The organism is Shinella sp. M27, from assembly GCF_049199905.1.
Lineage (GTDB): Bacteria > Pseudomonadota > Alphaproteobacteria > Rhizobiales > Rhizobiaceae > Shinella.
Genome location: NZ_JBLZPK010000027.1, coordinates 136,797 through 152,776, shown reverse-complemented (window position 1 = coordinate 152,776; position 15,980 = coordinate 136,797). Strand labels below are relative to the sequence as shown.

At 64.5% G+C, this 15,980-nt stretch carries 13 protein-coding genes; 9 read left to right on the top strand and 4 right to left on the bottom strand.

The features are described 5' to 3' along the window. Positions 1–160: 160 nt before the first annotated feature. Together groL and groES are read right to left on the bottom strand one after the other, a co-directional pair. The gene (gene groL / locus ACOZK4_RS10550) at positions 161–1,801 is read right to left on the bottom strand and encodes a chaperonin GroEL (protein WP_313527801.1); all 1,641 of its coding nucleotides are present in this window, start codon (positions 1,799–1,801) and stop codon (positions 161–163) included. Positions 1,802–1,854: 53 nt separating this feature from the next. Then, the gene (gene groES / locus ACOZK4_RS10545) at positions 1,855–2,151 is read right to left on the bottom strand and encodes a co-chaperone GroES (protein WP_117368581.1); all 297 of its coding nucleotides are present in this window, start codon (positions 2,149–2,151) and stop codon (positions 1,855–1,857) included. A 316-nt stretch (positions 2,152–2,467) separates the two neighbouring features. Between groES and ACOZK4_RS10540 the strand changes: the two genes are divergently transcribed. From ACOZK4_RS10540 to ACOZK4_RS10520, 5 genes are all read left to right on the top strand, one after another. Then, complete coding sequence (locus ACOZK4_RS10540; RefSeq protein ID WP_421591851.1) at positions 2,468–3,316, top strand: TIGR01459 family HAD-type hydrolase; 849 nt, start codon at positions 2,468–2,470, stop codon at positions 3,314–3,316. Positions 3,317–3,330: 14 nt separating this feature from the next. Further along, positions 3,331–4,311, top strand: a complete 981-nt coding sequence (locus tag ACOZK4_RS10535) for a bifunctional riboflavin kinase/FAD synthetase (protein WP_421591850.1) — start codon at positions 3,331–3,333, stop codon at positions 4,309–4,311. Positions 4,312–4,552: 241 nt separating this feature from the next. Further along, positions 4,553–7,444: an isoleucine--tRNA ligase gene (ileS, locus tag ACOZK4_RS10530; RefSeq protein WP_421591849.1), complete on the top strand. Its 2,892-nt coding sequence runs from the start codon at positions 4,553–4,555 to the stop codon at positions 7,442–7,444. A 173-nt stretch (positions 7,445–7,617) separates the two neighbouring features. Beyond that, the gene (locus ACOZK4_RS10525) at positions 7,618–8,235 is read left to right on the top strand and encodes a hypothetical protein (RefSeq protein ID WP_421591848.1); all 618 of its coding nucleotides are present in this window, start codon (positions 7,618–7,620) and stop codon (positions 8,233–8,235) included. Positions 8,236–8,239: 4 nt separating this feature from the next. After that, positions 8,240–8,725: a GNAT family N-acetyltransferase gene (locus tag ACOZK4_RS10520; protein ID WP_313527814.1), complete on the top strand. Its 486-nt coding sequence runs from the start codon at positions 8,240–8,242 to the stop codon at positions 8,723–8,725. On the opposite strand, the gene ACOZK4_RS10515 is transcribed toward ACOZK4_RS10520, so the two are convergent. Next, on the bottom strand, positions 8,726–9,169 hold the full coding sequence (locus tag ACOZK4_RS10515) for a nucleoside deaminase (protein WP_421591847.1): 444 nt from the start codon (positions 9,167–9,169) through the stop codon (positions 8,726–8,728). A gap of 70 nt (positions 9,170–9,239) precedes the next feature. Here ACOZK4_RS10515 and ACOZK4_RS10510 point away from each other — a divergent pair, with 70 nt between their 5' ends. The 3 genes from ACOZK4_RS10510 to ACOZK4_RS10500 are packed head-to-tail and all read left to right on the top strand — an operon-like array spanning position 9,240 to position 12,680. Next, on the top strand, positions 9,240–11,219 hold the full coding sequence (locus ACOZK4_RS10510) for a pseudouridine synthase (protein ID WP_421591846.1): 1,980 nt from the start codon (positions 9,240–9,242) through the stop codon (positions 11,217–11,219). Positions 11,220–11,225: 6 nt separating this feature from the next. Beyond that, positions 11,226–11,786 (top strand): 16S rRNA (guanine(966)-N(2))-methyltransferase RsmD, encoded by a 561-nt coding sequence (gene rsmD, locus ACOZK4_RS10505; protein ID WP_421591845.1) that lies wholly within the window; start codon positions 11,226–11,228, stop codon positions 11,784–11,786. A 24-nt stretch (positions 11,787–11,810) separates the two neighbouring features. Beyond that, complete coding sequence (locus ACOZK4_RS10500) at positions 11,811–12,680, top strand: patatin-like phospholipase family protein (RefSeq protein WP_421591844.1); 870 nt, start codon at positions 11,811–11,813, stop codon at positions 12,678–12,680. On the opposite strand, the gene ACOZK4_RS10495 is transcribed toward ACOZK4_RS10500, so the two are convergent. Further along, positions 12,677–14,470: a monovalent cation:proton antiporter-2 (CPA2) family protein gene (locus ACOZK4_RS10495; protein WP_421591843.1), complete on the bottom strand. Its 1,794-nt coding sequence runs from the start codon at positions 14,468–14,470 to the stop codon at positions 12,677–12,679. The genes ACOZK4_RS10500 and ACOZK4_RS10495 overlap by 4 nt on opposite strands. A 109-nt stretch (positions 14,471–14,579) precedes the next feature. Between ACOZK4_RS10495 and ACOZK4_RS10490 the strand changes: the two genes are divergently transcribed. Further along, positions 14,580–15,926 (top strand): TldD/PmbA family protein, encoded by a 1,347-nt coding sequence (locus ACOZK4_RS10490; RefSeq protein WP_421591842.1) that lies wholly within the window; start codon positions 14,580–14,582, stop codon positions 15,924–15,926. The last annotated feature ends 54 nt before the right edge of the window (positions 15,927–15,980 follow it).

Genomic DNA, 15,980 nt, shown 5'->3' with positions numbered 1-15,980 from the left:
TGATACCATCAACGGCTTTTTGATAATTATTGTACAAATGGTCAAAATCTTTTTTCCGGAAACGATACAGGTCCGGCGGCGCAATAAAACAAAAAGGGCGGCCCGAAGACCGCCCTTTCCGTAACTGAACCGGATGGCTCAGATATAAGACCCGAAGGTCTTACATCATGTCCATGCCGCCCATGCCGCCCATGCCGCCAGGCATGCCGCCCGGTGCATCCTTCTTCGGCAATTCGGCGATCATGGCTTCCGTCGTGATCAGCAGCGAAGCAACCGAAGCAGCATTCTGCAGAGCCGTGCGGACAACCTTGACCGGGTCGACGATGCCGAGGGCGATCAGGTCGCCGTATTCGCCGGTCTGGGCGTTGTAGCCGTAGTTGTCTTCGTTCTTCTCGAGGATCTTGCCGACGACGATGGAGGCTTCGTCACCAGCATTGTCCGCGATCTGGCGAACCAGGGCCTGGAGGGCCTTGCGGATGATGTTGATGCCGGCTTCCTGGTCGTCGTTCTCACCCTTGACGGTGATCTTCGTGGACGAACGGAGCAGGGCTACGCCGCCGCCCGGTACGATGCCTTCCTGAACGGCAGCGCGCGTCGCGTTGAGGGCGTCGTCGATGCGGTCCTTCTTTTCCTTGACTTCGACTTCCGTCGAGCCGCCGACGCGGATGACGGCAACGCCGCCAGCGAGCTTGGCAAGACGTTCCTGCAGCTTCTCGCGGTCGTAATCGGAGGTGGTTTCTTCGATCTGGGCCTTGATCTGCGCGACGCGGCCTTCGATTTCAGCCTTCTGGCCGGCACCGTCGACGATCGTCGTGTTTTCCTTGGAGATCGAAACCTTCTTCGAACGGCCGAGCATGTCGAGCGTTACGTTTTCGAGCTTGATGCCGAGGTCTTCGGAGATGACCGTGCCGCCCGTCAGGATGGCGATGTCTTCCAGCATGGCCTTGCGGCGGTCGCCGAAGCCCGGAGCCTTGACGGCAGCGATCTTGAGGCCGCCACGCAGCTTGTTGACGACGAGCGTAGCAAGCGCTTCGCCTTCGACGTCTTCAGCGATGATGACCAGCGGCTTGCCGGTCTGGACGACGGCTTCGAGAACCGGGAGCATCGCCTGGAGGTTCGAGAGCTTCTTCTCGTGCAGGAGAATGAAAGCGTCTTCGAGGTCGGCGACCATCTTTTCCGGGTTGGTCACGAAGTAGGGGCTGAGGTAGCCGCGGTCGAACTGCATGCCTTCGACGACTTCGAGTTCCGTTTCGGCGGTCTTGGCTTCTTCAACCGTGATGACGCCTTCGTTGCCGACCTTCTGCATGGCTTCGGCAATGTCGAGACCGACCTGCTTGTCGCCGTTTGCGGAGATCGTGCCGACCTGGGCGACTTCTTCCGACGTGTTGATCTTCTTGGCCTTGGCCTGGAGATCCTTGACGACTTCGGCAACGGCGAGATCGATGCCGCGCTTCAGGTCCATCGGGTTCATGCCGGCGGCAACGGCCTTGTGGCCTTCGCGAACGATAGCCTGGGCAAGAACGGTAGCGGTCGTCGTGCCGTCGCCGGCGATGTCGTTGGTCTTGGAAGCGACTTCGCGAACGAGCTGGGCGCCCATGTTCTCGAACTTGTCTTCCAGTTCGATTTCCTTGGCGACGGAAACGCCGTCCTTGGTGATGCGCGGAGCGCCGAAGGACTTGTCGATGACGACGTTACGACCCTTCGGGCCGAGCGTTACCTTGACTGCGTCTGCGAGGACGTCGACGCCACGCAGCATCTTTTCGCGCGCGGTGCGGCCGAATTTGACTTCTTTGGCTGCCATTGTGAGAGCTCCTGAATAGGTATCAGCGAATTGCGGAAAGGGTTATCGGCTAATCAGCCGATGACGCCCATGATGTCGGCTTCCTTCATGATCAGAAGGTCTTCGCCGTCGAGCTTGACTTCGGTGCCCGACCACTTGCCGAACAGGACGCGGTCGCCGACCTTGACGTCGAGAGCGACGATTGCGCCCTTGTCGTCACGGGTGCCGGTGCCGACGGCGACGATTTCGCCTTCCTGCGGCTTTTCCTTGGCGGTATCGGGAATGATGATGCCGCCCTTGGTCTTGGCTTCGGACTCAACGCGACGAACGACGACGCGGTCGTGAAGCGGGCGGAAGGTGGTGCTTGCCATTGTCTAATCCCTCGATCGAATGACATTGCGGATCCCGGAATGGACCCGATGATTGATGTTAGCACTCACCGATTAGGAGTGCTAGCGGCCTTGAAGTAGGCGTCGGCGTCTTACGAGTCAAGAACGCCGCTCTCAAATTATTTCGCCTGCCATGGTTACCGCAGCCCGGCAGATGGTGGCGATATCGCATGCCATCAAGTCAACACCGTGAATTTCCGTCTCTTTCCCTGTGGGCAGAGCAAAATTGCGGGAAGAGGCTTGTTTTCTTTGTCCCGCTTTGCAATGTCGGGCTTCGACCTTGAGACGGGACTTCCTGATGGCTGAACGCATCCAATCCTTCCGCGACATCGCCGCGCAATATGACGTGGTGCTCTGCGACGTCTGGGGCGTCCTGCACAATGGTGTGGAGGCGTTCTCCTATGCCACCGAAGCGCTTGCCGAAGCGCGCAAGGCGGGCCTCACCGTCGTGCTCATCACCAATTCCCCACGCCCGCATCCGGGTGTGAAGGTGCAGATCCGCGGTCTCGGCGTCACCGACGATGCCTATGACCGCATCGTCACCTCGGGCGACGTGACCCGCGCGCTGATCGCCGAAGGACCGAAGAAGGTCTATTTCATCGGCGCGGAAAAGGACCTGCCGCTGCTCGATGGCCTCGGCGTCGAAACCGTTGGCATCGACGAGGCCGGCATCGTCGTCTGCGCAGGCTTGCGCGAAGACGAAAAGGAAACGGTCGAGGATTACCGCGAGGAGCTGACGGCGCTTGCGCAGCGCAAGCTGCCCTTCATCTGCGCCAATCCCGATCTCGTCGTCGAGCGTGGCCACAAGCTCATTCCTTGCGCCGGTGCGCTGGCGAAATTCTACGAGGAACTGGGCTGCACGACGCAGATCGCCGGCAAGCCGCATCGTCCGATCTATGAGAAGTCGCTTTCCGAGGCCCGCGATGTGCGCGGCGCCTTCGATCTCAGCCGCGTCATCGCGGTCGGCGACGGCATGCCGACGGACGTACGCGGTGCTGAAGCCTATGGCCTCGACGTGCTCTATATTTCGGGCGGCATTCACGCGCAGCATTATGTGGAAGCCGGCCGCACCGACGAGGCCAAACTCGCAGCCTTCCTCGTCCAGGAAAACACCCACCCGAAATGGTGGATGCCCCGGCTTCAGTGACGGAGACGGTCGTCATGACGGTATTTCACAGGAACGAGACGAAACAGCCGCTGCCCGAGCACCTGCGCGGCGGCGTCATCGCCATCGGCAATTTCGACGGCGTGCACCGCGGCCATCAGGCCGTGTTGCAGCGCGCACTGGAGATCGCCGCCGAGCGCGGCATCCCGGCGCTGGTGCTGACCTTCGAGCCGCATCCGCGCACCGTCTTCCGCCCGGAGACACCCGTCTTCCGCCTGACGCCCGCGCCGCTCAAGGCGCGCCTTCTCGAAGGCATGGGCTTTTCGGCCGTCATCGAATATCCCTTCGACCGTTCCTTCTCCGAAATCTCGGCGCATGACTTCATCCGCACCGTCCTGATGGACTGGCTGCATGCCTCCGAAGTCGTCACGGGTTTCGATTTCCATTTCGGCAAAGGCAGGGAAGGCGGCCCGGCCTTCCTGATGGCCGCCGGCCAGGACAACGGTTTTGGCGTGACGCTGGTCGATGCCTTCCGCGATGAAAACGCCTCGGTCATCTCTTCCAGCTTCATCCGCAAGCTGCTCGGCGAGGGGGCGGTGGTGGAAGCCGACGGTCTGCTCGGCTATCGCTATACGGTCGAGGCAGAGGTCATCGGCGGCCAGCAGCTTGGCCGCACGCTTGGCTATCCCACCGCCAACATGCAGCTGCCGCCGGAAGTGGAGCTGCGCAACGGCATCTACGCCGTGCGCTTCCGCCGTCCCGACGGCAGCCTGCATGACGGTGTGGCCAGCTACGGCCGCCGCCCGACGGTGACATCGAACGGCGCTCCGCTGCTCGAAACCTTCCTGTTCGATTTCGCAGGCGATCTCTACGGCGAAGTCTCCGCCGTCTCCTTCTTCGGCCACCTGCGTGACGAGCTGAAGTTCGACGGGCTCGATGCGCTCGTTGTGCAGATGAAGCGCGACGAGGAGGAGGCGCGGGCGCTGCTCTCTGGCGTCAAGCCGCTCGGGCCTATCGACCAGCGTCTCTGTTTCTGATCGCAAACCGCGTTGGCGTCTTTTCAAAACGCTGAAAAGGCCGTAAGACCGCGCGCATGATGCTCCACCGGCTGACCATCGATCTGCGAATTAGTGGCCCGGCCTTCCGCGCGCTCTGAGCGAGGCCGGAAGGTCCGGGATTTCGGGCGTTTTCGCAACGCCCCCGCCGTCATTGCCGGTGCAGATGACAGATATTCCCCCGCATGCGCGAAAGACGCGCGACGAGACGATAGCCATATCCATGACCGATACACCTGAAAAAGTCGATTATTCGTCCACCCTCTACCTGCCGCAGACGGACTTTCCGATGCGCGCCGGCCTGCCGACGAAGGAGCCGGAAACGGTGGCCCGCTGGCAACAGATGGGTCTCTACAAGAAGCTGCGCGCTTCCGCCGCCGGCCGCGAAAAATTCGTGCTGCACGATGGCCCGCCCTATGCCAATGGCAACATCCATATCGGCCACGCGCTGAACAAGATCCTCAAGGACGTCATCAATCGCTCGTTCCAGATGCGCGGCTATGATGCCAACTACGTGCCCGGCTGGGACTGCCACGGCCTTCCGATCGAATGGAAGATCGAGGAGAAGTACCGCGAGAAGGGCAAGAACAAGGACGAGGTTCCGGTCAACGAATTCCGCAAGGAATGCCGAGACTTCGCCAGCGGCTGGATCAAGATCCAGGCCGACGAGTTCAAGCGCCTCGGCATCGAGGGCGACTTCGACAATCCCTACACGACGATGGCCTTCCACGCCGAAGCTCGCATCGCCGGCGAACTGCTGAAGATCGCCAAGAGCGGCCAGCTCTACCGCGGCTCGAAGCCCGTCATGTGGTCGGTGGTCGAGCGCACGGCGCTCGCCGAAGCCGAAGTCGAATATGCCGATGTCGAGAGCGACATGATCTGGGTGAAATTCCCGATCGTGGAGGGTGCCGCCGATCTCAAGGACAACTACGTCGTCATCTGGACGACCACGCCCTGGACGATCCCCGGCAACCGCGCCATCGCCTTTTCCTCGCGCTATCCCTATGGCCTGTTCGAGGTCGAAAGCGCGCAGAACGACTTTGGCCCGCAGCCCGGCGAAAAGCTGATCTTTGCGACGCGTCTTGCCGATGAGGCGGCCGCGAAGGCCAAGCTCACCTTCAAGTTCGTCCGCGATATCGCCCCGGAAGAACTGGCCGCGCTCACCTGCGCCCACCCGCTCAAGCACCTCGGCTACACCTTCCCGGTCCCGCTTCTCGATGGCGACCACGTTACCGACGATGCCGGTACCGGCTTCGTGCACACCGCGCCCAGCCACGGCCGCGAGGACTTTGACGCCTGGACGTCGAAGGCCCGCGAACTGGAAGCGCGCGGCATCTCCTCGAAGATCCCGTTCCCGGTCGATGATGCCGGCTTCTACACCGCCGATGCCCCCGGCTTCGACGGTGCGCGCGTCATGGACGACAACGGCAAGAAGGGCGATGCCAACGAGCGCGTCATCAAGGCGCTGATCGCGTCCAACACGCTGTTCGCCCGCGGCCGCCTCAAGCACTCCTACCCGCATTCCTGGCGCTCCAAGAAGCCGGTCATCTTCCGCAACACGCCGCAATGGTTCGTCTATATGGACAAGGAACTCGGCGACGGCACCACGCTGCGCTCGCGCTCGCTGTCGGCCATCGACGACACCCGCTTCGTACCTGCCAGCGGCCAGAACCGCCTGCGCGCCATGATCGAGGGACGCCCGGACTGGGTGCTTTCCCGTCAAAGAGCCTGGGGCGTGCCGATCGCCATCTTCGCCGACGAGAACGGCGAGGTCCTGGTCGATGACGCGGTCAACGCCCGCATCCTCGAGGCCTTCGAGAAGGAAGGCGCCGATGCCTGGTTCGCCGAGGGCGCCAAGGAGCGTTTCCTCGGCAACGACCACGACCCGGCCAAGTGGACCCAGGTCAAGGACATCCTCGACGTATGGTTCGATTCGGGTTCGACGCACACCTTCACGCTGGAAGATCGCCCGGACCTGAAATGGCCTGCTGATGTCTATCTGGAAGGCTCCGACCAGCATCGCGGCTGGTTCCACTCGTCGCTGCTCGAAAGCTGCGCGACGCGTGGCCGCGCGCCCTACAATGCCGTCGTCACCCATGGCTTCACCATGGACGAGAAGGGCGAGAAGCAGTCGAAGTCCAAGGGCAACGTCGTCTCGCCGCAGGACGTCATGAAGGAATCGGGCGCCGATATCCTGCGCCTCTGGGTCATGACCACCGACTACTGGGAAGACCAGCGCCTCGGCAAGACGATCATCCAGACCAATATCGACGCCTATCGCAAGCTGCGCAACACGGTGCGCTGGATGCTCGGCACGCTGGCGCACGACACGGGCGAGGAGATCGCCCATGCCGACATGCCGGAGCTGGAAAAGCTCATGCTGCACCGTCTGGCGGAACTGGATGCTGTCGTGCGCGAGGGTTACGACGCCTTCGATTTCAAGAAGATCGCCCGCGCGCTCATCGACTTCTCCAATGTCGAGCTCTCGGCCTTCTACTTCGACGTCCGCAAGGATGCGCTCTATTGCGACGCCCCGTCCTCGCTGAAGCGCCGCGCCTCGCTCTGCGTCATCCGCAAGCTGTTCGAGTGCCTCGTCACCTGGCTCGCTCCGATGCTGCCCTTCACCATGGAAGAGGCCTGGCTGTCGCTGAAGCCCGATGCCGTCTCGGTCCATCTGGAACAGTTCCCGGATGTGCCGGCCGAATGGCGCGACGATGCGCTGGAAGCCAAGTGGGACAAGATCCGCCAGGTTCGCTCGGTCGTGACGGGCGCGCTGGAAATCGAGCGTCGCGAGAAGCGTATCGGTGCCTCGCTGGAGGCCGCTCCGGTCGTCCACATCGCCGATCCGGAGCTTCTGACGGCGCTCGAGGGTCAGGATTTTGCGGAAATCTGCATCACCTCGGCCATCACGCTCGTTTCCGGTGAAGGCCCCGCGGAGGCCTTCCGCCTTGGCGATGTCGCCAAGGTCTCGGTCGAGCCGAAGCTGGCAGAGGGCCGGAAATGCGCCCGTTCCTGGCGCATCACGACGGATGTCGGCTCGGATGCCGACTATCCCGACGTCTCGGCGCGTGACGCCGCGGCGCTGCGCGAAATCGGTTTCCGCCGCGCTGCGTAAGAACCTTCACTCTGTTGACGGCCGGTGATTCCGGCCGCCAACACCAGCGTGTGAATTGCGCTTGCGGTTTTCATCCGCTATTGCTGCCTGAAAATGGTCGGATTGTTCCGCCATGGCACGGCGGTGTATTGCCTGCTCGGGTTTCGGCGTACCGGCTCTGCTGGAAGGGTTTGATGGGAATGATGCGACATATTCGGGTGCATGCCGGACTTCTCGGCCTCATTGGCGTAAGCCTTCTCCTCACCGGTTGCATGGGCCCGACCTATGGCACGAGCAAGTCCTCCGGCGAGCAACTGCTGGACGACCTCGGCAATGCCGTGATGATCCAGACGCCGGATGCCGACCAGGCCAAGAAGATCCGCTACCAGCCGCGCGGCGCGCTCGTCGTGCCGGGCAACAAGGAAGCGCTGGTCACGCCGCAGCAGTCCGTCGCCAGCAAGGACAATGCCGGCTGGATCGAAAGCCCGGAAGACATGCGCGATCGCCTGCGCGCCGAGGCCGACGAGAACAAGGACAACAGCCACTACCGTTCGCCGCTTGCCTCGCAATCGACCACGAACCACAACCTGACGACCGCCCAGCAGACCGCCGCCTATCGTGAAGGCCGCCGCATCCAGCAGGGCGCCTATTCCGACAAGCGCCGTTATCTGAGCGACCCGCCGCTGGATTACCGCCGTATGCCCGAAGAGGCCCAGGCCGATCTGGGCGAACCGGAAAAGGTCAAGGAACGCCGCCGCAAGAAGGAGGCGAAAGCCGCCAAGCAGACGGGTTCGAAGTGGTGGCCGTTCTAAGGCCATGACGTCTTATCGCATTCGTCCTGCGGTCGCGGCCGATGCCGCGATCATCCTGCGTTTCATCCGCGAACTCGCCGACTACGAAAACGCGCTGGCCGAAGTGGCAGCGACGGAAGAAAGCGTGGCCGCCTCGCTGTTCGGCGAAGGCTCGATCAGCCGCGCGGCGATCTGCGAAACCGTCGATGGCGATCCGGCAGGCTCCGCCGTCTGGTTCAAGACCTATTCCACCTGGCAGTCGAAGAACGGTCTTTATCTCGAAGACCTCTATGTCACACCCGCCCATCGCGGCGGCGGCGTCGGCAAGATGCTGCTGCGCCATCTCGCGCGCACCGCCATTGCCGAGGGCTGCGGCCGTTTCGAGTGGAGCGTGCTCGACTGGAACGAGCCGGCGATCCGCGTCTATGACGCGATCGGCGCCGAGCCCCATCCGGAATGGCTGCGCTATCGCCTGTGGGGCGACAAGCTGAAGGCCTTTGCCGAAGGCTGACTAGCGCCGCCCGGCGAAGAAATCCCTGAGAATGTCGGCCGCTTCGGTGCCGCTCAGGCCGGAATAGACATCCGGCGCGTGGTGGCAGGTCGGCTGGGCGAAGAACCGCACGCCGCTTTCCACCGCGCCGCCCTTGGGGTCATCAGCACCATAATAGAGACGGCGGATGCGGGCGAAGGAAATCGCGGCGGCGCAGAGCGTGCAGGGCTCCAGCGTCACGTAGAGATCGGCGCCCGTCAGCCGCTCCTGGCCGAGCTTCCTGGACGCTTCGCGGATGACGGCGACCTCGGCATGGGCGGTCACGTCGTTCTCCGCGCGGGTGCGGTTTCCGGCCTGCGCGACGATCTCGCCGTTCAGCACCAGCACGGCGCCGACGGGCACTTCGCCCCGCTCGCCGGCAGCGCGCGCCTCAGTCAAAGCAGCCTCCATGAAGCGATTTGTCATCAACGGCACGAATTCCTCTTAACCCCGGACGCCTGACCTGATAGGACACGGCAAAACGCAGGCAGCACAAATGACATTCAAAGACAAGCCGAAACGGCCGGGCGACAAGCCCGCGGGCCGCGATTCCAAGCCGCGTGGCGCCGCATCGGCGGCCGCGGGCAAGAAACCTTTTGCAGCCGGCAAGAAGCCGGGGGCAAAACCCTATGGCGAAAAATCCGCTCCGCGCGATGCCAGACCGCCCCGCGCCGCCAAACCTGCGCCGCAGGTTTCGGCCGGTGCCGAACTGGCGCCCGAGCGCATTTCCAAGCTGCTGGCGCGCGCTGGCGTGGCCTCGCGCCGCGATATCGAGCGCATGATCATGGAAGGCCGCGTCAGCGTGAACGGCACGGTGCTGGATACGCCCGTGGTCAACGTGACCTTCGCCGACCGCATCGAAGTGGACGGCATGCCGATCCGCGGCATCGAGCGCACGCGCCTCTGGCTCTACCACAAGCCGGCCGGCCTGGTGACGACCAATGCCGACCCGGAAGGCCGCCCGACCGTCTTCGAAAACCTGCCGGACGACCTGCCGCGCGTCCTGTCCATCGGCCGCCTCGACATCAATACCGAAGGCCTGCTGCTGCTGACCAATGACGGCGGTCTCGCCCGCATGCTCGAACTGCCGACGACCGGCTGGCTGCGCCGCTACCGCGTGCGCGCCCACGGCAAGATCGAGCAGGCCGATCTCGACAAGCTGAAGGAAGGCATCGCCGTCGACGGCGTGCTCTACGGCGCGATCGAGGCGACGCTTGACAAGGCGCAGGGGTCCAATGTCTGGATCACCATGGGTCTGCGCGAAGGCAAGAACCGCGAGATCAAGAACGTGCTCGGCGCGCTCGGCCTCGACGTGAACCGCCTGATCCGCATCTCCTACGGCCCGTTCCAGCTCGGCGAGCTGCCCGAGGGCCATGCCCAGGAGGTGCGCGGCCGCACGCTGCGCGACCAGCTCGGCCCCCGCCTTATCGAGGAAGCCAAGGCGAATTTCGACGCGCCGCTCTTCGACCACAAGGGTGGCGAAGAGGAGGAAGCACCGGCCCGGAAGACCCGCGAGACGGCCGCACGTCCGGCCCGTGACGAAAAGCCCGGCGACCGCCGCGAGCAGGCGCGTGCCCGTCTCGACACCAAGCGCGACGACCGTTTCGGCGATAAGCCCCGTGGCGACAGGCCGCGTGGTGACAAGCCGCGCGATGGCGGGCGTGACCGTGGTTTTGGCGACAAGCCGCGCGGTGACCGCGATTTCCGCGATCGCGACGACAACAACCGTTTCGATGCCAAGCCGAAGCACGAGCCAGCGGCGCGTGCCCGCAAGTCCAATGTCTGGATGGCACCCGGTGCGCGTCCGGTCGCCGAAAAGAAGGCGGAGGCCGAGGAGGGCGTGAAGCGCGAGCCGCGCGACCGTCCCGAAGGCGCGCCGAAGACCAAGCGTTATGGCCGTACAGCCGATGGCGCTCCGACCCGTTCGGCTAAGAAATTCGACCCCGACCGCAAGGGGCCGGCCCGTGGCCGCCCCGGCAGCGACAAGGTCGAGAAGCCGCGCATCCTGAAGACCCGCGACGAGGATGGCGAATGGATCCGCGCCAGCGAGACGGAAGGCCGTGACGAAGGTCGCGGCGGCTTCGGCCGCCCGCGCTCCGGCGCCGGCGACGACCGTGCGCCCCGCGGTTTCGGCGACCGTCCGCCGCGTGGTGATCGTCCCTTCGGTGATCGCAAACCGCGTGGCGATGGCGAACGTTCCTTCGGGGACCGCAAGCCGCGCGCAGACGGTGAGCGTTCGTTTGGCGACCGCAAGCCGCGTGCAGAAGGCGAACGTTCGTTCGGAGATCGCAAGCCCCGCGCCGAGGGGGAACGTTCCTTCGGGGATCGTCCGCCACGTCGCGATGGTGGCAAGCCATTTGGCGGAAAACCGGGTGGCGGCAAGCCCGGCGGTGGAAAATCCTTTGGCGGCAAGCCGGGCGGACGTCCCGCCGGTGGCAAGCCGGCCGGTGGCCGCCCGCGCGGCAAGGGAAAGTAAACGAGCGTGCGGATCGTCGGCGGAGAGTTTCGCGGCCGTTCGCTCGCGACGCCGAAGTCGGATGATATCCGTCCGACGACAGACCGCACGCGCGAAAGCCTGTTCAACATCCTGAACCATGCCTATCCGGAGGCACTCGACGGCACGCGTGTGCTCGATCTCTTCGCAGGCACCGGCGCCGTCGGCCTCGAGGCGCTGTCGCGCGGCGCCCGCGCGGCACTCTTCATCGAGCAGGGCGTCGAGGGTAGGGGGCTCTTGCATTCCAATATCGAAAGCCTCGGCGTGATCGGCCGCGCCAAGATTTTCCGCCGCGATGCCACGGCGCTCGGCACCGTCGGAACGGTGGAGCCGTTCGATTTTCTCTTTGCCGACCCGCCCTATGCCAAGGGGCTGGGCGAAAAGGCGCTGGATGCGGCGGCGCGCGGTGGCTGGCTCGTCGATGGCGCCCTTGCGATCCTTGAAGAGCGCGCCGATATTCAGCCCGCCGCCGTCGATGGTTTCGACCATCTGGAAGTCAGGACCTTCGGCGACACGCGCATGCATTTCTACCGCTACCGCTCCGGCTGATCTGCCTTTGAGGAGACTTGAGCGATGACCGATGCCCTCGTTTCCCTTCCTATCTCTCAAAGCAACGGCCCGACGGTTGCCATCGCCCTTGGCGGCGGCGGCGCGCGCGGGCTTGCCCATATCCATGTCATCGAGGTTCTGGACGAGCTCGGCATCCGCCCGGTGCTGATTGCGGGTGCCTCCATCGGCGCCATTATGGGGGCTGCTATGGCGGCGGGCATGACAGGCCGCGAGATCCGCGAACACACGTTGGCGACCATCGGCCGGCCCGGCCAGATCATGAACCGTCTCTGGAGCTTGCGCCCGTCAGGCTTGTCGGAAATGGTCTCCGGCGGTTTTCGCATGGGCCAGTTCAATCTGGAGCGCGTCCTGAAAGCCTTCCTGCCGGATCGCCTGCCGCAGACATTTGAAGAGCTGCCGATCCCCTTGAAGGTCATCGCCGCGGATTATTACGCCCAGTGCGAATGCGTGCTGGAGAGCGGCCCGCTCCTGCCGGCCGTGGCGGCCTCCGCGGCCTTGCCCGCCATCTTCCGTCCTGTTGTCATCGGCGGGCGGGTGATGATCGATGGCGGCCTGTGGAACCCGGTGCCTTTCGATCACCTCGCCGGCAAGGCGGATATCACAATCGGCGTCGACGTGGTCGGCCAGCCGCCGGCCGGCACGGCGGAGGTGCCCGGCAGCATCGACAGCCTCTACGGCGCCACCCAACTCACCATGCGCTCCATCGTGACGCTGAAACTGGAGAAGGGTGCCCCCGATATCTTCCTGCGCCCCGATGTCGGCCGCTTCCGCGTGATGGATTTCGCCAAGGCCGCGGAGGTGCTGGCGGCCTCGGCGGGCATTCGCGCTGAGCTGAAGCGGGCGCTGATCGAAAAGTTGTCCGCGCTCGCTTAGGCGCTCTCCTCCTCGTCGATCTCCGCCTGCGTCTTCTTCTTCGGCTTCACCAGCGGCTCCGGCTTGACCGGTTTCGAATGCAGCATATGCCGCCCCGCTGAAATCCCCTCGGCGGCCTGCAATTCCAGCCGGGCCACGTCGCGGCGGCGGATGTCGTCGCTGATGGCGCGTGCGTCGTCCGGTTCTACGCCGAGTTCTTCCAAGGTTTCCTTGCCGAAGACGAGGGCGGATTCGAAGGTTTCGCGCACGTCGTGCTGCACGCCGCGGGCGCGCAGCGAAAGCGTATGGATCCGGTCGTAGGAGCGGGCGAAGACGGTGGCGTTGGGATATTCCGACTGCACGAGATCGACGATGTGGTCGGTCGTCGCCTTGCCCTGCGTGCAGATTGCGACGATCTTAGCGCGCTCGATGCCGGCGGCGCGCAGCACGTCCTTGCGGGTGCCGTCGCCGAAATAGATGCGGAAGCCGAAATTCGCCGCCTGGCGCACGCGGTCCGTCGAATGGTCGATGACCGTCACCTCGCGCCCGCCGGCCAGAAGGATCTGCGCGGCGATCTGGCCGAAGCGTGAAAAGCCGATCATCAGCACATCGGCGCCGGCGCCCTCGAAATCCTCCTCGATCTCTTCCTCCAGATCCTCGACCAGCAGGAAGCGGGAGAGTGCTGCGGCAATCGGCGTCAGCGCCATGGAGATGGTGACGACGGCAATCAGCAACGAGGCGAGGCCGGCGGAGAAGATGCCGGCGGCAGACGCCGCGCTGAACAGCACGAAACCGAATTCACCGCCCTGCGGCAACACGAGCGCGATGCGCACCGCATCATTGTGCGACGAGCCGGTGAAGCGGCAGAGGCCGTAGATGACGAGGCTCTTCACCAGCATCAGTGCCGGTGTGGCGACCAAGATGAGCAGCCAGCGGTCGAAGATCACCTCGAGATGCAGCGAAAGCCCGACGGCCATGAAGAACAGGCCGAGCAGGATACCGCGGAAGGGCTCCACATCCGCCTGAAGCTCGTGGCGATACGAGGAATCGGCCAGCAGCACGCCGGCGAGGAACGCGCCCATGGCCATGGAGAGCCCGGCCATCTGCAAAAGCATGGCGGCGGCGAGCACGACGAAGAGGGCGGCGGCGATCATCGCCTCGCGCGCGCCGGTGCGGGCGATGATCTGGAACAGCGGGTTCAAGAGATAGCGGCCTGCGGCGAGAAGCGCGGCAATGGCCGCAAGCGCTACGACGAAATCCTGAAAGGCGCTCGTCGTATCCTCCGGCGCCTGTTCGGCGAGAAGCGGGATCAGCGCCAAGAGCGGCACGATAGCGAGGTCCTGAAGCAGCAGCATCGAAAAGGCGCGCTGGCCGTAGCGCGTGTTGGTGTCACCGCGCTCGTCGAGGATCTGCATGGCAAAGGCGGTTGAGGAGAGCGCTAGGCCGAAGCCGATGATCAGCGCGCCATCCCACTGTTCGATGCCGGTCACGAGCGTCAGGCCGGCGAGGATAAGGCCCGTGACGATGACCTGCGCCGCGCCGAGCCCGAAGATATCGTGGCGCATCGCCCAGAGGCGGGACGGCTTCAGTTCCAGACCGATGAGGAAAAGCAGGAAGACGACGCCGAGTTCGGCGACCCCCAAAAGCTCCTCGCCGTCGCGGATCTGGTGCAGGATCGGGCCGATCACCACGCCGGCTGCGAGATAGCCGAGAATGGTGCCGAGCCCGAGCCGTTTGAAGATCGGGGCGGCGAGCAGGGCACCCCCGAGCATCAGGAGGACCTCGTTGTAGGGGCTGTGGGTATAGGCCATGCGGCAGGGCTTTCTCAGGAAGGGGCACTCGTCGAGGGCAAAAAAGAACGCTCGCCCTTGATGCCTGTGCCAGCGCACAATAAATGGGGCATCAAAGAAAGGCCAAGTCATGTCACAGACGATCGATTCCGCAAGCCTTCTCGCGCGCGCCGGTGAACTTATCGACCGCGCCATCCAGGCGGGGGCGGATGCGGCCGATGCCGTCGTGGTCCGCGGGCGCTCCTCCTCGGTCAGCGTGCGGCTCGGCAAGGTCGAGGGCACTGAGGCCTCCGAGAGCGACGATTTTTCGTTGCGCGTCTTCGTCGGCAAGCGCGTCGCCAGCGTCTCGGCCAATCCCGGCTTCGACCTCAAGGTGCTCGCCGAGCGCGCCGTCGCCATGGCCAAGGCCTCGCCGGAAGACCCCTATGCGACGCTCGCCGCCGAAAGCGATCTGGCGAAGGACTGGCCGGACCTCGACCTCTACGATCCGACCGAAGTTTCCGCCGAGCAGCTGAGCGAAGCGGCGCTTGCCGCCGAGGCGGCAGCGCTCGCCGTCTCCGGCATCACCAATTCCGGCGGGGCCGGCGCGTCCGCCGGCATGGGCGGGCTGGTGCTCGCCACCTCGCACGGTTTTTCCGGCGCCTACAGCGCCAGCCGCTTCGGCCGCTCCGTCAGCGTCATTGCCGGCGAGGGCACGAAGATGGAGCGCGACTACGACTTCGATTCGACCCTCTACTTCGCCGAGTTGCGCGATGCAGGCGAGATCGGCCGCGAGGCGGCCGCGCGTGCGGTTCGCCGCATCAACCCGCGCCAGGTGCCGACGGCGAAGAACGTCACGGTCGTCTATGATCCGCGCGTGGCGCGCGGCATTGCCGGCCATATTGCCGGCGCCATCAACGGTGCCTCCGTCGCCCGCAAGACCAGCTTCCTGCGCGACCACATGGGCCAGCAGGTGCTGAAGGCGGGCCTTTCCGTCACCGACGATCCGCTGATCGTGCGCGGCTCCTCCTCGCGGCCTTTCGATGGCGAGGGCATCACCGGAAAACGCCTCGCGATGATCGAGGACGGCGTGCTGCAGCACTGGTTCCTTTCCACCTCCACCGCCAATGAACTCGGCCTCAAGACGAATGGCCGCGGCGTGCGCGGCGGCACCTCGGTCAGCCCCGCCTCGACCAATCTCGCGCTGGAGCCGGGCGATATTTCGCCGGAAGACCTCATCCGCTCCGTCGGCAACGGCTTCTATATCACCGAGCTGATCGGCCAAGGCGTCAACATGGTGACGGGCGAATATAGCCGCGGCGCCTCCGGTTACTGGATCGAGAACGGCGAGCTGACCTTCGCCGTCTCGGAAGTGACGATCGCCTCAAACCTCACCGACATGTTCCTGCGCATCACGCCGGCCAACGATATCGACCGTTCGTTCGGCGTCGCTGCGCCGACGCTGGCGATCGAAGGCATGACGCTGGCCGGGACGTGAGACCATGGCCGACGCCGCCACATGGACTGCCGATCTTGACCTCCTCGTCGGGGC